The 17,340-nt window shown below is 39.6% G+C and carries 21 protein-coding genes and 1 pseudogene; 2 read left to right on the top strand and 20 right to left on the bottom strand.

The features are described from left to right. Positions 1-3 precede the first annotated feature (3 nt). From MKZ05_RS17130 to pta, 15 genes are all read right to left on the bottom strand, one after another. Positions 4-237, bottom strand: a complete 234-nt coding sequence (locus MKZ05_RS17130) for a DUF5970 family protein (protein ID WP_106029512.1) — start codon at positions 235-237, stop codon at positions 4-6. Further along, the gene (locus MKZ05_RS17135; RefSeq protein WP_339160652.1) at positions 234-2,516 is read right to left on the bottom strand and encodes a glycosyltransferase; all 2,283 of its coding nucleotides are present in this window, start codon (positions 2,514-2,516) and stop codon (positions 234-236) included. The genes MKZ05_RS17130 and MKZ05_RS17135 overlap by 4 nt, the downstream gene beginning before the upstream one ends. 118 nt (positions 2,517-2,634) lie before the next feature. Beyond that, complete coding sequence (locus MKZ05_RS17140) at positions 2,635-3,120, bottom strand: tetratricopeptide repeat protein (protein WP_212045657.1); 486 nt, start codon at positions 3,118-3,120, stop codon at positions 2,635-2,637. 28 nt (positions 3,121-3,148) lie between these two features. After that, positions 3,149-3,994 carry a lipoate--protein ligase family protein gene (locus tag MKZ05_RS17145; RefSeq protein ID WP_339160653.1) on the bottom strand — a complete coding sequence of 282 codons (846 nt, stop codon included), beginning with the start codon at positions 3,992-3,994 and terminating at the stop codon, positions 3,149-3,151. Between the two features lie 171 nt (positions 3,995-4,165). Further along, a complete protein-coding gene (locus MKZ05_RS17150) occupies positions 4,166-4,558 on the bottom strand; it encodes an SMI1/KNR4 family protein (protein ID WP_253622056.1) in 393 nt (130 codons plus the stop codon). 162 nt (positions 4,559-4,720) lie between these two features. Next, positions 4,721-5,164, bottom strand: coding sequence for an SMI1/KNR4 family protein (locus MKZ05_RS17155; RefSeq protein ID WP_050944474.1), 444 nt, complete (start codon positions 5,162-5,164; stop codon positions 4,721-4,723). After that, entirely contained in the window at positions 5,164-6,951 is a 1,788-nt protein-coding gene (locus MKZ05_RS17160; protein ID WP_339160655.1) for a T7SS effector LXG polymorphic toxin, read from the bottom strand. Before MKZ05_RS17160 ends, MKZ05_RS17155 begins: the two co-directional genes overlap by 1 nt. A gap of 11 nt (positions 6,952-6,962) precedes the next feature. Then, entirely contained in the window at positions 6,963-7,241 is a 279-nt protein-coding gene (locus MKZ05_RS17165; RefSeq protein WP_050944476.1) for a YwqI/YxiC family protein, read from the bottom strand. After that, on the bottom strand, positions 7,234-7,644 hold the full coding sequence (locus MKZ05_RS17170; RefSeq protein ID WP_251190673.1) for a DUF5082 family protein: 411 nt from the start codon (positions 7,642-7,644) through the stop codon (positions 7,234-7,236). The genes MKZ05_RS17165 and MKZ05_RS17170 overlap by 8 nt, the downstream gene beginning before the upstream one ends. 175 nt (positions 7,645-7,819) lie before the next feature. Beyond that, positions 7,820-8,086: a hypothetical protein gene (locus MKZ05_RS17175; RefSeq protein ID WP_003215032.1), complete on the bottom strand. Its 267-nt coding sequence runs from the start codon at positions 8,084-8,086 to the stop codon at positions 7,820-7,822. Between the two features lie 13 nt (positions 8,087-8,099). Further along, positions 8,100-9,434, bottom strand: a complete 1,335-nt coding sequence (locus MKZ05_RS17180) for a TRAP transporter large permease subunit (RefSeq protein WP_003214816.1) — start codon at positions 9,432-9,434, stop codon at positions 8,100-8,102. A gap of 45 nt (positions 9,435-9,479) precedes the next feature. Then, positions 9,480-10,355 (bottom strand): prephenate dehydrogenase/arogenate dehydrogenase family protein, encoded by an 876-nt coding sequence (locus MKZ05_RS17185; RefSeq protein ID WP_050944478.1) that lies wholly within the window; start codon positions 10,353-10,355, stop codon positions 9,480-9,482. Positions 10,356-10,366: 11 nt separating this feature from the next. Next, a complete protein-coding gene (locus tag MKZ05_RS17190; protein ID WP_137054240.1) occupies positions 10,367-11,038 on the bottom strand; it encodes an RraA family protein in 672 nt (223 codons plus the stop codon). Between the two features lie 143 nt (positions 11,039-11,181). Then, positions 11,182-12,033 carry a MurR/RpiR family transcriptional regulator gene (locus MKZ05_RS17195; protein WP_113767832.1) on the bottom strand — a complete coding sequence of 284 codons (852 nt, stop codon included), beginning with the start codon at positions 12,031-12,033 and terminating at the stop codon, positions 11,182-11,184. A 133-nt stretch (positions 12,034-12,166) separates the two neighbouring features. Continuing rightward, on the bottom strand, positions 12,167-13,138 hold the full coding sequence (pta, locus tag MKZ05_RS17200; protein ID WP_003215086.1) for a phosphate acetyltransferase: 972 nt from the start codon (positions 13,136-13,138) through the stop codon (positions 12,167-12,169). 240 nt (positions 13,139-13,378) lie between these two features. Here pta and hemQ point away from each other — a divergent pair, with 240 nt between their 5' ends. Continuing rightward, a complete protein-coding gene (gene hemQ / locus MKZ05_RS17205) occupies positions 13,379-14,149 on the top strand; it encodes a hydrogen peroxide-dependent heme synthase (protein ID WP_003215092.1) in 771 nt (256 codons plus the stop codon). Positions 14,150-14,216: 67 nt separating this feature from the next. Continuing rightward, positions 14,217-14,390, top strand: a pseudogene (locus tag MKZ05_RS17210) (MFS transporter); the annotation flags it as partial. 89 nt (positions 14,391-14,479) lie between these two features. On the opposite strand, the gene MKZ05_RS17215 reads toward MKZ05_RS17210, so the two are convergent. The 5 genes from MKZ05_RS17215 to MKZ05_RS17235 all read right to left on the bottom strand — a co-directional run bounded on the left by MKZ05_RS17215 (position 14,480) and on the right by MKZ05_RS17235 (position 17,014). Further along, complete coding sequence (locus MKZ05_RS17215) at positions 14,480-15,145, bottom strand: restriction endonuclease (RefSeq protein WP_339160660.1); 666 nt, start codon at positions 15,143-15,145, stop codon at positions 14,480-14,482. Positions 15,146-15,633: 488 nt separating this feature from the next. Beyond that, positions 15,634-15,804, bottom strand: a complete 171-nt coding sequence (locus MKZ05_RS17220) for a hypothetical protein (RefSeq protein WP_268453521.1) — start codon at positions 15,802-15,804, stop codon at positions 15,634-15,636. Between the two features lie 75 nt (positions 15,805-15,879). Then, positions 15,880-16,086, bottom strand: a complete 207-nt coding sequence (locus MKZ05_RS17225) for a hypothetical protein (protein WP_339160664.1) — start codon at positions 16,084-16,086, stop codon at positions 15,880-15,882. Between the two features lie 407 nt (positions 16,087-16,493). Further along, complete coding sequence (locus MKZ05_RS17230; protein ID WP_226804342.1) at positions 16,494-16,772, bottom strand: hypothetical protein; 279 nt, start codon at positions 16,770-16,772, stop codon at positions 16,494-16,496. A 38-nt stretch (positions 16,773-16,810) separates the two neighbouring features. Continuing rightward, the gene (locus MKZ05_RS17235) at positions 16,811-17,014 is read right to left on the bottom strand and encodes a helix-turn-helix transcriptional regulator (protein ID WP_226804344.1); all 204 of its coding nucleotides are present in this window, start codon (positions 17,012-17,014) and stop codon (positions 16,811-16,813) included. Between the last annotated feature and the right edge of the window lie 326 nt (positions 17,015-17,340).

Consider the following 17,340-nt stretch of genomic DNA (forward strand, 5'->3'; position numbering starts at 1 on the left):
TTTTTAAATGCCTAAAAATAGCATCACACTAAAAAGAACATTAATCAAAAAGACGAACATAAAAATATACCTGACTTGTCTCACCTGAAAATCACCAAATATAAAAAGATAAAGACCTGCGATACCAAGTGTCAGGACAGGCTGAAGAAATGGCACTAAAAGCGAAATGCCGTAGCCGGCTCCCATGAGGACAGGAAGCCATAGTAAATAGAGGTAACCGCCGTTTTTTGATTTCAAGAAACCACTCCCTCTCTTTCTTCTACTTCTATCTGCTTGATTTCAGGTTGAATAAACTTGAGTCCGACAATTGTGCGGCCGCGCCTTTTTGAAGTCCAAACGGCAATTGCCGGCTGATCTGTCAGAGATTCTGCGTCAATGGTGATCAGCACTTTCTCATTTAATTCAATTGAAGCTTCAGACTCGATTTTGCATCCAGATAAACTAATATCATGTATGTTCACCGGCACCTTCTCTTCTAATCGGCCCTCATAGGACAGCGTGCCTGCCACACCTTGCAAAGGCCTTCTCATCCATTTTCGCTGCAAGGCCTTTGGTACCTTCTTCGTTTCTCTTACAAAGCGGAGAAATGTCCGAACAGCATAGGATTTTTTCTCACGATCCGTTATCGATACATGCTCTCGTGTGAATAGGAAGCGGATCAGTGATAGATACTCTGATTTTTGTGTGTCAGTAAAAGCAACACCAACCATCAGCTTGTCTCCCTCTGGATGGCTCCAAACCACATCACACGCCACACTTTCATCCTCTGAAAAGAACAATTGCGTTTGTCCTTGATAAAGAGAAGAAGCTTGATCCAATGGAATGGATAGACGCGCACCTGAATCACTCATATCTAGTAGAAAACAAGCAATCGACTCATCTTGATGATCAGAATGAAGCTGTCCCTCTTTTTCAATGACAAACCGCTCTGATTTTCGATAACGCGGACGGTCAAACGCCACAAGCAGTGCCATGAATAGACCTGCACCGTTATACATCACCCAAAATATATTAATCAACATGAGATCAGCATTCATCGTCCCATTTACCTTCACATCGTATCCTATTTTCACTAGGACAAGCAATGAGAGCAGCAAAAAGATCAAATGGGGAATCATCGTTTTCAAATGAAAGTGTCTTTTGTCCGTTTGAATTCCCTTTGGTGTGACAAGAAATTCCACTCTCTTTTTGAAAAACAGCTCACTTAAAGCCACACCAGCCAGGTGGAATGCCATAGAGCTTTCATAAATATGACTCCAAAACATGCTTCTTTTTTGATTCGACACTAGTTTAAATGCTAAATAGGAACTAAAGAACGCCGGTAGCCAGAACATGAAAATGGACTGGAAATCTGCCCAGAAACTTTGAATACCAAACAATAAAAACAAAATCGGCGTGAGAATGTAAATCATTTTAAACAAACCGTTAAACCAATACACAATACCATCTAAATAAAGAACTCGCTGCATCAGCGTTAAGCCACGAACCTTCAAAGGATTAAACTTACGGGCACACTGAATGTTCCCTCTCGACCACCGATCTCTCTGCTTTAACAGATCCAGCCAGCTTTCAGGTGCCAGACCGACGGCTAATACTTCTCCGACAGACACAGATTTGAACTTTCCTTGGAGTAGCATTCCTGTCGCCATGTCTTCTGTAATCACCCCAGTAGCAAATCCGCCAATTTCATCTAAGGCGATTCTTCTAAAGACAGTATTACTACCGACATACATCACAGCATTAAACCGATCCTTCCCAGCTTGGAGGGTTTGCATGAAGAAGTCCTGCTCATTTGGAATTCGATCCTTCGAGAACATATTATATTGGAAAGGATCTTCGTTATAAAACGCCTGTGGAACTTGAACAAACGCCGTCGCTCCATCATGAAAGTAAGGCACTGTTTTTTCTAAAAACGAAGGAAGGGGGACCATATCCGCATCAAGTGTGAGAATCAGCTCCCCATTCGTTTGAGACATCGCATGGTTTAAGTTACCCGCCTTCGCATACTTGTTATCTGTTCTTGTCAGATAATGAACACCAAACTCAGAAGCAAGCTGCTCTACAGACGCCCGCTTGCCATCATCACATAAATAAATGTGGACTTTGTTCTTTGGATAAGAGAGATTCACACAACCTGCAACAGTGCGTTTCAGCACTTCAATTGGTTCATTATATGTAGCTATGAAAATATCAACTGTTGGCAGCCTGTCAAGATCACTGATCATGACTTGTTTCCGATTGGATGGCTTCCAAACAAGTGTATAAAACACAAGCAGCTGTAAAAACCCAATGCATTCACAGGCAACAAGCAAAATACCCATCACAATATTAAAAATACCTTCATGCGGCAGTGTAAAGAAAAGACGCCAGCAAATATAGGCGGCATTTGTTAACACACAGAGCACAATGATGATTTTTTTAACAGTAGTGGCCACCGGCTGAATACGATACATTACATACAGCACAGATAAAACACAAAGCATAAACAGCGGGTAATACGTGGTGAATAATGACAATACATTTTCCTTCTTTCTTATGCCATAAATGACTATTACATATAAAATTTCATAACAAAGGAGGGGGTTTTTTCATAACATTGCCCCTCCAATTCTATTCAAGTAGCCAAATCAACTATTATTTCCATAACCTATCTAACTGATTTGAATAAAAATCAATCGCCTTTCGATAACTTAAAATAGCAGGATCCTTTGTCGTTTCAGTTAAACAGTTCAGTAATATTTCCATCGCTTTGCTATGTTCCTTTAAATTATACAAAGTCATGGCATAGAACGTTTGAATGGCTTTGTTGTCTGGATAAGTTTCCATCCCTTTTAGGAATATCTGTTTTGACTTTTCATATTCTCCCAAAGTTCTGTATGTACTTCCTAACCCTAGTAAAGCGTCTTCTAGTTCTTCTGAAGACAATCCTAACTCAATGGCTCTTTCATAAAAAAAGACAGCTTGCCTTTCCTCTCCTAACAAGTCATAACTCCAGGCACATTGATAATGAATAGAGGCATCGTCTGGATACTTCTCTACAAGATAAGAGAGCATTTCATTTGATTCTTGAAGGTGTCCACTTTTTCGAAGTTCAATGGCTTTCTCAAGCTTCGTTTCCATCACTTCACCTCTATGCTTTTCAAGATTTTTAAGAGAACACCTTTTCATTCCGCTCAATCATCCGCGTCATGTTTTTTTCAAATTCAAGCTGTTCTTCTGCGTTCAGTCCTGAGGCTGTCAGCTGATCACTTAACGTTTGAAGCTCTTCTAGTAAAAAGCGCATAAGAAGCGCACAATCAATTGGTTCTCCAGTTAATTCTGATAAAGACGCCATCGTATCTGGCTGTATATCAGGAAATACTGCCTTCACTTCTTCTCGTTTGTCCTTTAAAGCGGCGTCATAAAAACGGCGGATCAAGTCGGCACGTTCCCGCCCGCTTCCATCTGCACACAAATAAATTTGCACAGCGACTCCACCGCGTAATCTACGCTGAGAAATGCCTGCAAATTTCTTTCCATTGATGCTTAGATCATAACTGCCCGGACAATAAGAGCCGACAATCTCATAAGCTTCAATGTCCACCTCATACTTAGACAGCATCCGGCGGACCAATTCCACCATCGCATCATACCCGCGGTCAATATCAATGCCCTTCTTTTGTTCCGCAAAGATTAACGACAAATTTAAGACACCTTCATCCAGCACCACAGCAAGACCGCCTGAGTTACGTACAATGACGCGATACCCCTCTTCCTCAAGCAGTTTCACACCATCTTGGAGAAATGGAAGTCTTGTATCCTGAATCCCAAGCACAATTGTATTGTGATGCACCCAAGAACGCGCAGTCGCTGGTGAGAGTCCTTTCCCGACTGACGCACAAAGCGTATCATCCATCGCAAAGGATTGCTTCGGGTCCACATAGAGACCTAGGCTCGATTGATCTATGATTCGCCATTTCGGCTGTGTCAGTAACTCAATAGGTTCATTTTTCATGTCCTGCATATCCTCTCGTTCATAAACTGTGTTTATTATAACATGGGATGAATGGAGGGAGAATCCGGAGTGATATTATCAAAAAAGCTCCATGACATTTGCGTCACAGAGCGTTTCAGTTGGATGATTTGTTTTTACTTTTCAGTGATTCATGCATTCTAGGCAATATAATCATTCAACGATACATCCCTCACTCACCCATTTCAGCAAGTTTTCAGTCATCAACTCTGCATGCTGAGGGTCCATTACACCAGCATCCACAATCCACACCTTTTTCTCCTCTTCGGCCTGACGCATGAGAAATACTCGCCCGCCGCCATCGTCGCCAATCGCCACATAGCCGCTTGCATATTGCTGAACCTCCCATGTTGCATTGCGTTCCGCCATGTCCTCAGTGCCGTATAGTAGGACATCGCCGCCAATGGAACATCCATTTGTCTGTTTCAGCAAGTTTTTATAAGCATCGGGTAGCACCATGTTTAGTTGGGATTCTGCCTTTTTGATGTTTATATCAGTTTCTGGATTGTTGATGATTAGGCCTGGGATTTGGGATAAATCGACCATTTGGATCCTCCTAGATAAGTGCTATGTTTATGAAGTTTTGCTTTATCTTTAGATTTACTTAACAGGTCACTCAATCCACAATTATATTCCAATTTATGAATTTCCCCTTGTCCAATTCTCATATATTAATTGATCAATGGCAAAGTAAATCTTGAAAGGCTTTTAATAGTCTACTAGTAAATCTAGATAATATTTATCATCCTCTTGGATATTGGTTAAAAACTCCTCTAAAGAATTAGCGATTTGGATATCATAATAGTATATTGCGCTTCTATCCTTTTCATTCAATTCAATTGACATTAAAGCTGTCTCATTTGCTTCAAAAAATATTAATTTGTTATTCTCAAATTCATCATAGATTTCAATGTCTGGATAGAATTCAAAATCATTAGCCCTTAATCGAAAGTCTCTTACAGAATAAGGGTCCATAATACGATTAATGTTAAACTCAGACCCATTAATAAAACCGTAACCTACCTCTATATAAAAATTAATTAACTCCTTGGGAAACTTTAAATCAAGTTCCTTTTCAACATCTATTATTTCTTTTTCAGTTACTAAAAAAAAACTATTTTCTTCGTTTTTCTTAATAAACTCATATCTCATTATTTTTTAACTCCTTTAAATAATGTATTTGCTGGTGAACCTGCACCATGTATACCAGCTTGATGCTCATTTGGAAATTTTGCAGGATGCATATTCCACCATTCATGCTCCCCTCCAAAAGTATTTTCAATTATATGGTGAGCATCATACTTATCTCCTTTTTTTCTAATTACTTTACCGGTTTTTTCCGAAATAATATTTTCATTATACACTGGCCACTTTTGTCCAGTATTTCTTTCCCAATCTTTGATTACTTTATTTTTCAAACTATCAAATTTCGCCCGATGCTTAGCCGTTTCTATGGGTGACATTTTGTTATACTCTTTATTTCTTAATGCTGCTTTCAAATTATCTATTTGGTTTTTAGGTAGCTCTCTTCCTGTTCGTCCTTCTATATCCCTAACATATTTTCTTATTGTGTTAGAATCTATCTTGCTCCCTGTACTAATAGTAACCCTTTTCACCGCATTCTTCCCTTGATCCATCTTAAAAACATATTTCCCTACCTTCACTATTTTAGCGATTGGGATAATTGAAGCTACGGACAGAACTTGGTCTGTTCTGCTGATGTTTTGGCTGGTTTCTGGGTCTTTGCCAGTAACGGCTCGATATCCGTCGTAGATGCCGCTGTATTCTAGGATGATGTTTTCGGCTGTTGAGACGACTTCACCGTCTAATATGCGTTTCGCGTTTCCTCGGCTGCGGCTTTCTGGGATTTTGTCTACTTCTTCTATTCTTACTTCACCGTTCGCGATATACGTTCGGATGATTTGTTTATTGGCGTAAACGGTGTATCGGCCGCCAATAAAATCAATATCGGATGAATCGGTGACGACTTCATCTGCGATATCGAATTCTTTTAATTTTTTAATGCCTTTGACGTTGTATAGTTTACCATTTATGACCCTGATGTCTCTATGAATCTTGTTTTTCCCGTTCACGGCTTCCCCTTGCAATGTCGTAAGGGATGGGTCGTTGACTGTGACTTGTTTGTTGATGTGTTTATGTGTGTCATCCAGAACAACCGTCTCCACATTCGTCCGTTCTTTCTCTCTCAGCTTCTTCAGCATGATCATCATCGGGTTGTCTTTCGGGTTGTCTATTTTGTCATTCAATCCACTGATGGTGCTGCTTATTTTTTCTTCTTTTTCATTTTTGAAAATAGACCCTTTTTGATAGCTCGTGATGTCGATTTTTGGGCCGGTGAACATGGTGCTTAACGTGTTGATGTATTGCTTCATTGTTTGAAGGGAGCTTTTTGTTTCTTGTAAAGCGCTTGTTTGCTCTCTGTCAAATGCATGAAGCAGACCAACGGTTCTTGAGGTCTCGAGCCATGCTTTTTGATAGTTTTGCTGAAAAGCTGATTCGTCTACATTTGGCAAATGAACAATATGACCAATTCTGCCGATGGCATGGTTTACATCCGTTACAATCTCAGATATCGTGCGCTCCGCTTTTTTTAGTCCTTGATCTAGTTCGTGTTCAATAAATGATTGTGAGATCAAGCCGTGCTGATTTGATTCAAGTGCATGAAGCGCCTGTTTTGTGCTTTTCAGCGCAGTGCTGTATTCCTCAATGACGACCTGAAAGAATTGCAGGAAGGGAATATGACATTCTGTATAAAAGGAGCGGATGGCTTGTCCCGCCTCTCCCTTTAGTGCGCCATCAAGTGAAATGATGTGATGGATTTGTTTTTCTATGGAGCTGATTTGTTGTGATTGCTGCTTTAATGTATTCAGCGTTTGGTCAATTCCGTTTATTAGCGCAAAGGCGTCAAGGGTTTTCATTGCGTTCTCCTTTATTTTCTTTTATTGCTGGAGGCAAGCGCCTTGTCCGTTTCGATCATGGTGTTCACCGCTTGTTCTGTTTGTACAAGCTGTTTCTGAAGAATGCCTATGTAGGATGTACTTAATTCGTTCAACTGTTGATTGATTCTTTCTAATGTATCTGCTGCTAGGAGCTGGTTTCTCCCTTTGATGGTTGTTGGAAGTTTTGTATTCATTTGAGCGCCTGATTGTTTGGTATGTTGTAAAACTCGTTTGATTTCACTGGCATCTATTTTGATTTCTCTACTCATGTGACTTCCCTCTTTTTTCTTCCAATTGTTTCTGCTTTTCTCTCTCTATTTTTCTTTCAACGGAATGGATCTCATGTTCTAACGAATGGATTTCCGATTTTAGGTCACTGATTTTCTCATCAATTCGATTCACTAGATTGGTCAGCTGTACACCTTTAATCTCTTGACTGGCGGATGCCATCTCGTCTCGAATGTCATCAAACGTATCTGCAAGATGGCCAAACCATGTATGTGATGTCAGATCTGGATGAGTGATTTTTTTACCAGCATCTGCCAGAGTCGATTTTGCTTCTTTTATTTCTTTTCGACACATGCTCAGTTCTATGATTTGTTCTTTTTTTATGGATATGTCTGCCTTTAACGAATACAAGGCTGTTGTATAACCGATGATAGCTCCAGACATCGTCAAACACCTCTATTCCTTAAATAGTCCTCCGTTATGTTACCATTTCCTAGCACAAGAGGCATATGATTGAAAACGAATTCAACGAAAAATGAATCGTACGTATTGGGTTTTTATACCTATTTCTCACGCGCAAAAAAAGCTGAATTCACCAACTGAATCCAGCTTTTGACGCTTATTTGATCGAATCACCAGCTGATGCTGATGGTTGATCGCTAAATGACGTGTCTTTCTTTTCAGAAATATAATGAAGAGAGAAACCAACAAGACTAAAAAAAGCGCTTAACACTAGTGTGGGATTTTTGAATAGGTTCGTACTTGCTATGATCAAATCTCCATTCTGCAAGAGAATCCCTAGTATTTGACCGAATACCAACAGGGTACCTGACGTTAAGAAAAGGACAAGCAACACTTTAAATAAAAATTCCATCAATGCTCTCATGTGTTTCTCCTTTCTATACTGGAAGTATGCCCATTCCGATGAGCCAGCCAATTCCTACAATCGGCAGCATATAGTAAAGAATGAGCGGTATAAATGTTTTCTCCGGCCGGGCTCCTGCAAGACCAGAAGCGATGAAAATTGACCCAGATGCCGGCGGGGAAGCGCCTTCTGTTGATGAAAAAGCAAGAATGGCGACAACAGCGACAACAGGGTCTACTCCGACTGAGATTAAAGCTGAAAATGAGACAAGCCCAACAGCTGTTAATGTGGCAGTTGAAGATAATGGTCCAGCCACCAGCGTTACAAGAACACCAACAATGAGCACCATGAGCCACTTCGGAATGGCAAGTACTGACGTGATTTGCGTCAAATCTTCTGCGAGTCCTAATTCAGCAAGCACCTGACTAGCAGCAACAGCAAACAGCATCAAGGCACCGATCGTTGTAAACTTAGGGATGGCCGACTTGAAAAACTGAGACCAATCTAAAGCAGACGCTTTTTTTCTTCCAATTGTTAAGCTAATCAGCATCATGAGAATCGGAATCCACGTAATTAAAGAAATTTGATCCATTGCCTCTGGTCCAATGTTTGGATTACTTTTTAAGTAGTTTGCCAGCGGACCAATTGTGATGATGATAGGGATCAAGGCACCGAAAAAAATAAAAATCGATTTCCATCCCTGTTTCACAGCTTCTCTAAAGGGAACAATATCATCTGGCGGCATCGCTTGGATTTTATTCTTTTTCACCAGAATATACACCAAAATAAACCGGTATACGACTTGATACAGTCCTCCTATTAAAAGAGCAATATATAAATCACCTTCAGAGACAAGGGCTGCAACTGGTGCAAAGCCCAGCATGATAAACATGGAAGAGTTTGGCGGTAGCGCGGCTCCAAGTCCGCCATTCCCAGCTAGAATCGTGGCCGTATGGGTTCGGCTCCATCCTGATTTAATCATCCAAGAAGCCGTAATAGAGCCAGTGGCAGCTGTGTTTGCAGAATTTGAACCTGAAAGAGCACCTAAGACTGCTGAACCTAACGTACTCATATAAGCCGCTCCCCCAGGAAGCTTGCCGACAACCGAATTCAGGATGCGCAAGAGTGCGTGAATTAATTCCAGCTTTTCGATTAAATAGGCCATGAACACAAACGCAACGGCTGCATAAAGCACCTCATATGTGGATGCAAATTTTAAACCATCCCAGAACAGTCTAAGCGCATCCATTCCGCCAAACAAAGTGGTTGCAATAAAGCCTAACAGCATGGCTTCTCCCATATTTCGTTTCACGACGACATTCCATATAATGATGACGGCTATGAATACAATCAATGCAATAAAACCCATGTCGTTTCTTCGCCTCCCCTTTCTTAAATAAAACGCTTACAAAAATCACCCTTGCTGCATCACGTCAATGACCTCTTTCCAGCTGACCGGCTTTTTCCCATTAAACCGTTCAACGAATTGAAAGTCTGCTAATCTCTCTAGCTTCTGTTGTGCTGCCCGGGACATGCTCGCATCAATATGAGCTGAATCCAGCATTTCAATAGAGCCAAGTAATTCGACCGCTCGTCTTTTTGCATGTAATGCACTCCCTGTCACAAGACGATTCATCGTCTCTTCAAAACTTTTGCTGTCCAGCGTTTCGCTTAGTGAAGAAATCACTTGATCTTCGACATTATATTTTTTAGAAATTTCCAAAAATTCAACAAGTAAACCGACGATCCCTTTCATATAAATGCTTCTTATTAGCTTTAAGGCTGAAGCATCTCCAGGCTGATCACTGATTTTTGTAATATTCATACCGTATTCTTTCGTTAATTCAATGAATCGATCTGTTCCACTTCCGCTAGCAGTGATTGGAACCTTGTGTTTGTTAACCGGAAGAGATCCTAGCATGGCGGCATCTACAAATAGAGCTTCTTGCTTTTTAATTTCGTCTGCCACTTGTTTTTTAATATCTGGAGTTGATGCCGACACATCCACATATACTTGATTTTTTTTCAAACTTCCTAATACGGATTGAGCCACTTCTAGGGTTTTATTCGCTGGCACAGCCGCAATGACAATGTCAGATTTTGCAATGACTTCACTCACATTACTTGTTAATTCGACGCCTGTGCGGGCTGCTTTTTCTTTCATTGGTCCAGCAAGTTTCTCATTCTGTAATAGTACATCATACGCATAAAAATGATCTAATCCTTCTGTTTTCAATCCCGTTGACAGCTCATATGCAGCTTCTCCATAACCGATAAAGCCTATCTTCATCACAGATTCCCCTATCTCTGGAATTTTTTCATTCTGCCCTCTAGCCATGCAGGCGCTAAGAGACTGATATCCTGCTTTCCTTCGCTCATATAATGTTGAATGGTTTTTAATCTTTGATGTTCATATGCTTGTTTCTCTTCAGCCAACGACAGCATCTCTTCTGCTTTCTCCTTCGGAACAATCACCACTCCATCATCATCTGCAACGACTAAGTCACCTGGTGATACTTTGACCCCTCCACACGAGATGATTCCATTCAATTCACCAGGCCCATCCTTAAAAGGTCCATTCGGCGTGAATCCCTTACTATAGATTGGAAAAGCTAATTCCTCTAAAGCGACTTTATCGCGGACAAGACCGTCGATCACGATTCCTTCTATTCCAACAGCTTTTGCTGAACCGGCCATCAATTCTCCTAAATATGCGTGACCCCTATGATCTTTCCCATCAACGATGAGTACATCGCCTACTTGTGCAGAATAAATCGCTTGGTGAAGAAACAGATTATCTCCTGGCCGTAAGCTCACGGTAAAAGCTGTGCCGACTACATTCATGCCTCTCGCAACTGGTTTGATTTGATGATCCATCGCGCCGGTGCATCCCATCACGTCTGACAACAAGGTTGAGTTAAGCTTTCTTGCCCTAGCTATAAGATCATTTGACACGAAATGAACAGTACTCATTGTTTCCATCATCCCCTTCGAGTTATATTTATTACATTTAATTCATTTAAAGTAATATATATTACTTTCGTGATATGATCATACCATCTCATTTTTAATTAGTAAAGCGCTTTCAAAAAAATAAAAAATGAGTTATCACACGACTATTGTGTTGTGTGATAACTCATTTTCGTTAACATATGATTGATTTGATCTAAACGTGGTTTTGTTCTTTCTGGATCATTCATCGCTAATGCACTTAAGATGAAATCGACGATAAAGATAGCAGATACGACAGAGTTATGAGAGCCTACACTTGCTGAGGAACACGGTAATACATATTGTGCATATTTAGTTAGTGGAGAGCTGTAGCTGTCTGTAATTAAAAGGACTTCCACCCCATAAGACTTTGCTGCTTCCATCAAATCCTTCATACGCTTTGCATAACGCGGATAGCTGACCGCTATAATGAAATCACTCGAGTTGAAATGAACCAAATCATCCACCCAGTCACTTTGATCTGCATCAATATACTGGCAATTCCCCAATAGCCGATTGATTCCTAACGACATGTATTCGCCAACAGGTCTTCCACTTCGGACACTTGTACACAAAACGTGGCGCGCATTGGCTATTTTCCCAACAATTTGCTGAAAGGTTTCTTCCGTGATATTGTCCAATGCGTACTGGATATTTTGAAATTGCAATTCTACATGGTTATGCAGGAGCTTACTCTTATTTGAATGCTTGAGATTCGCCTCAAGTCTTGTTTGAGGGTCGGCTTTATGCTTCATCGCTGATTGGAGCTCTTTTTGAAACTCAGAAAAACCAGAATACCCCACAGCAGCAGAGAAGCGCATGATGGTTGCTGTACTCGTCCCGACTTTTGACGCCAATTTATCGACAGTTAAAAAAGCGACCTCCATTGGATGTTGTACGATATAATCTGCAATTCTCCTCTGTGCATCGGTTAAAAAAGCGACCTTATGCTGAAGCTTATGTATTAAATCCTCCATTTTAGCACCTGCCCATCCTATCGGCTTTATCTACGATCAGATTGTTTTCTTTCTATATTGTACACATTTGTCCAAAATAAAAAAACAGCCAGCACGAATCTATCGCGCTGACTGCTTTAGCCGAGATGCTATTTTATAGTGCTTGAGCTGCTGTGATAAGTGCAAGATTGTAAACGTCTTCAGCATTACAGCCTCTTGAAAGGTCGTTTACTGGTTGGTTTAAGCCTTGCAAGATTGGACCTACAGCTTCAAAGTTACCTAAGCGCTGTGCAATTTTGTAGCCGATGTTTCCAGCTTCTAGACTAGGGAAAACAAATACGCTAGCATCGCCTTTAATGACGGAATCTGGTGCTTTTTTCGCTGCTACTGAAGGAACGAAAGCTGCATCGAATTGGAATTCTCCATCAAGTACAAGCTCAGGTGCCTTTTCTTTTGCAATGCGAACTGCTTCAGAAACTTTTTCTGTTTCGTCTGATTTTGCTGAGCCTTTAGTAGAGAAGCTAAGCATTGCCACACGTGGTTCGATGTCGAACATTTTGGCTGTGTTTGCACTTTCGATCGCAATTTCAGCTAGATCTTGGCTATCTGGTGCAATGTTGATTGCACAATCAGCAAACACATATTGCTCTTCACCACGAGCCATGATGAAGACGCCAGATGTTTTCTTTACGCCTTCTTTTGTTTTAATGATTTGAAGTGCTGGGCGTACTGTGTCAGCAGTTGAGTGTGCTGCACCGCTCACAAGTCCGTCTGCAAGACCTTTGTACACAAGCATCGTACCGAAGTAGTTTTCATCTAGTAATGCTTTTCTTGCTTGCTCTTCTGTTGCTTTGCCTTTACGTCTTTCTACGAAAGCTTGTACAAGCTCTTCAAAACCTTCATATGTATGAGGATCATACACGTCAACACCATCAAGTGTAAGACCTAATTCTTTTGCTTTTGCTTCAACTTCTTGTGTTTTACCTACAACAATTGGCTGCAAGACTTTGCCATCTGCTAGTTTTTGAACGGCTGTTAGAATGCGTTCGTCCATTCCCTCAGGAAAAACGATCTTTACTCCTTTACCTGCAACCTTTTCCTGAACTGTTGAAAAAATATCTGCCACTTATATACCCTCCTTGATTTTACAAAAAAAGCGTTCTCTTTCAAGCATACTCTTCTTCTACATAAATTCAAACTACCAACTTACATTATAGCGCTTACAAATTAAATTCTTATTTTTCAAACTAATTTAATCAATTTCCATAAAAGCTGACTTCGTCGTTCAAGTTTTGATCACATCTCCATTTGGACAAACTATGTTATAGTTGGAACAGATGGAAAACTGTAAATAGGAGTGAAATAAATGAGCGAACAACATACAACCAATGAAGCAGCTCAAACACTAGACGGCTGGTATGCACTTCATGATTTTAGAACCTTTGACTGGACAGCTTGGAAGCTGCTGACAAGTGATGAGCGCCAAGCGATTCTTCATGAGTTCACAGGTCTATTAGAAAAATGGAAAACAGCTGAGCACGATAAGGCTGGAAGCCAAACAATCTATAGTATTGTCGGCCAAAAAGCAGATATTATGCTCATGATTTTGCGTCCAACCATGGAAGAACTGGGTGAAATTGAACTTGAATTCAACAAGACACGACTAGCAGAGTTTACGATCCCAGCTTATTCGTACGTTTCAGTTGTTGAACTTAGCAACTACTTAGCAGGAGGCGGAGATGGCGGAGATCCTTACGAGAACCCGCATGTACGTGCACGTCTATACCCAGAGCTCCCTTCTTCTCAATACGTGTGCTTCTATCCAATGGATAAAAGACGTTCCGGCAATGACAACTGGTACATGCTCTCTATGGATGAGCGTAAATCACTCATGAGAAGCCACGGTTTAATCGGCCGCAGCTATGCTGGTAAAGTAAAGCAGATCATTACAGGCTCCGTCGGTTTTGATGATTATGAGTGGGGCGTCACTCTTTTCTCTGACGATGTGCTTCAATTCAAAAAATTGGTTTATGAAATGCGCTTTGATGAAGTCAGTGCACGCTACGGCGAATTTGGTTCCTTCTTTGTCGGAAACCGATTAGCAAACGAGCAGCTGGCATCTTATTTTCATGTATGATAAACTCTTAAGGCTTCGGATCTTTCCGAAGCCTTTTTATGTATTTTTTTAGAAGGGTGATCACATCATGAAAAACTTCCCCATCGCTATTTTTGCATTAACGCTCGGTACGTTTTCAATTGGCATGACTGAATTTGTCATTATGGGACTTTTGCCAAACGTCGCAAACGACCTTCATGTATCTATCTCTGCTTCAGGGCAGCTGATTACTGGATATGCACTTGGTGTGGCAGTTGGCGGCCACATTGGTTAATCCCCCCTTCTCGTAGAGATGGGGGTTTTCATTTGAATAGCAACAGACATTGATACTCATGAAGTCAGAAAGAAAATTCACAGGATTGGCTTTGTATGTGAGCATTTGGGATACGTTGTGCAACCATAAAACGAACGGCCAGAATGTCTATTTTTTTTACGGACCATTTGAGCTCCACAAACACACTTGATCGGCCTTGCCTTTACTTTCTGTTTGAATTCACCAGCTGTCATGCTTACTGATAAATTGAGTGCTGTCATTAGTTCAATGAGTTTGTATCTATCCAAAAGCTTAACATCATTGCTTTCAGCCAGTTCTCGCGCATCTTTTGTATAAAAGTTGTTCGTGATCACCCAAGACTCTTCAGCCTTATAGTGATTTTTGGCGGTCTCTATTTCCTGAATCGCTTTTATACCGACCTTAGCTTTTTGACGCTTTGCTTGCACTACGATCTTTGCGCCTGATTTTTTTATGATGAGATCAGCCCCAAAATCCTTTCTTTCAGGTGTCACCTGAACCTTATAATCATTGGTCCTAAACATATATGCTAGGTATTGCTCAAACTGAAAACCATCCATATAGTCAATATCCTTAATGCTAGACTTTACGAATTTGCTCTTGTTTTTGTTTTTTGAAAGAAAGCTTGCAACAAGATAACAAACACCTATCATTACGATTACGGCAAATACAATAAACAAGACATTCCAGGTGTTAGGTAGTTTCAATAAGATATTTGTCCTCACCAAAATTGACTCCTCCTATTGTAAAGAAAGAAAAAACCTCCTAAATAGGAGGCTATCTTTGCTCAGCAAATTCCACTCTTTTATTTTCAAGACCATCGATTGGCTCCAAGCTTTACCCTTGCTTGACTTTAGTTTCATTTTTACAGTATCCATTGAGTAATTTGGCCGTTTCCTTTGGCGTGACTTTTTTCTCCCCCAATTTCTCCAAATTTTTCTTAAACAAAAACTATAAGCCTTAGAATTTTCAAGAATAGGTTTCCCGCACTGTTTACCAGTTGCTATTAATTCTCGTTCAAATTTATTGTCTTAATGTTGTTCTTAATGTCAGTACAAGTTTTATTGATAAAAAGCCTCAATTCCATGTAAAAGTCTTATTTCGTCATTTTGCATGCTTCAACTTCCAACAGCAATAACTCTAGATATACTGTTGCATGCATTTTAGTAAGAAGATAATCATCCGGCATCATTTGAATTTATGTTCTTCCCAGCTACGTTGAAATTAACTTGTTGTCTTTACGTTCAATGTAACCACGTTTGATTAGTAGCTCAATGATAGAATCGCGCGTTGCCACCGTACCGATTCCTTCAGCACGTTTCCATGTTTTCTTCTCTTCATCATCTAATAGCCCCTTTATATTCAATTTTTGGTGCAGCTGCATACGCCGTATTTTTCTTGAAAAGATTGAATAAAAATGACAGTTCAAATTCATTACTTTCAATCTGTTCTTCAAAAACTAATTCTTAAAATTTTTTTCAACATGATTAATCAATTTTTCTTTCCCATCCATTTCTAAACAGCCCTCATTATTAATCCCAAATGTTTCTATCCCCTTGGCTGTATAATTAGTGGTTAGGGTATCATTTGTGGAAAGCATTAAAGAAGCTATAACAATTAAACTTAAAACAATCAATAAACGCCTTAATAATAATTTCTTATACATATCCTCACCCTTTTTAATAAAAAAAGAGTATTCCTTTTTAAGAAATACTCTTTTTTCTTGCTATTTATTTAGTTCATCTCATGGCACGTCAAGTTAGAATGAATGCCGTAATAAAAGACTGTAGATGCTACAATTAAATATGGAAACCAACTTAAAATACATTATATGGTACAAGAAATGTAACTTCCATATTTATTCGTATTATCTCTTTTTATAATGTTGGTTTTTGGCATGTACCAACAACCTTGGATTTCCTATCATAAATAGAAAACCTCAGTCACGAATTGGATCACAAGTGGATTTTAAGCTTCTCCCCACTAACTAGATTAGTCGTATAGTTAACTTGGTTGGTGATCTTCGACCAAGCACCACGCATAATTTTTTTAAAAAGAACATTTTAATAACAATTACAGTTTAACTTGCTCTCTATAACTAACTGATCTTGACCTACCAACCTTAACCAGTTCACTATTTCTATTCTTGCGTTTAGCAAGAACTTTGCCTTCTATTGTTCTTACTGTTCTTATATCATAATAAATTTCATGCAATCTTAAGACTTGATTATTATGGACATTTTGAACAAATAAACTTGATTTCAGAACATAAATCTCTTTATTAAAGGTCTTAATCGTCACTGTATTAGCAAGATCAACAAATTCAAATCTTACCATTTTTTCTTCTGACATTTTTTGCACCTGTCTCATATGTAATGTTGCACCACCGTTTATAAATTTTCTGTTAAATCCTCTGTCTTTATTCCTAATGTTTGCGCGATTTTCATCATCACAGCAAGAGAGGATTTATTATAGTCACCATTCTCAATCTTAGAGATGGTTGCTTGTGAAACCCCGGATACTGCTGCCAACTGAAACTGGGTCCACCCTTTTTCTTTTCTCTTTTCTTTAACGATGTTCTTTATTGTTTTCAACTCCTTAAGGTATTTTTCAAAACTTTTATTCCTTCAGGAATATTCATCAGAAATTAAAATATCTCACCTTTTTCTGCTATTATTAAATTAATAACAAACATTGGTGCGTGGATCTTATGAACGAATTACAAAATGAAATAGGAAGAAGAATTCTCAAACGCAGGCAAGCATTAAAGATATCATCTACTGAATTCTCTCGCCTTTCAGGAGTCTCCCAATCCTCTATAAGTAAAATTGAAATGGGGACTTCCTCACCCAAACATCGAGACACTGATTAAAATTTGCAATGCTTTAAATATTTTATGAAGTTCTGCCTAAATCTCTCT

Source organism: Bacillus sp. FSL M8-0277 (assembly GCF_037975305.1).
GTDB lineage: Bacteria > Bacillota > Bacilli > Bacillales > Bacillaceae > Bacillus > Bacillus pumilus.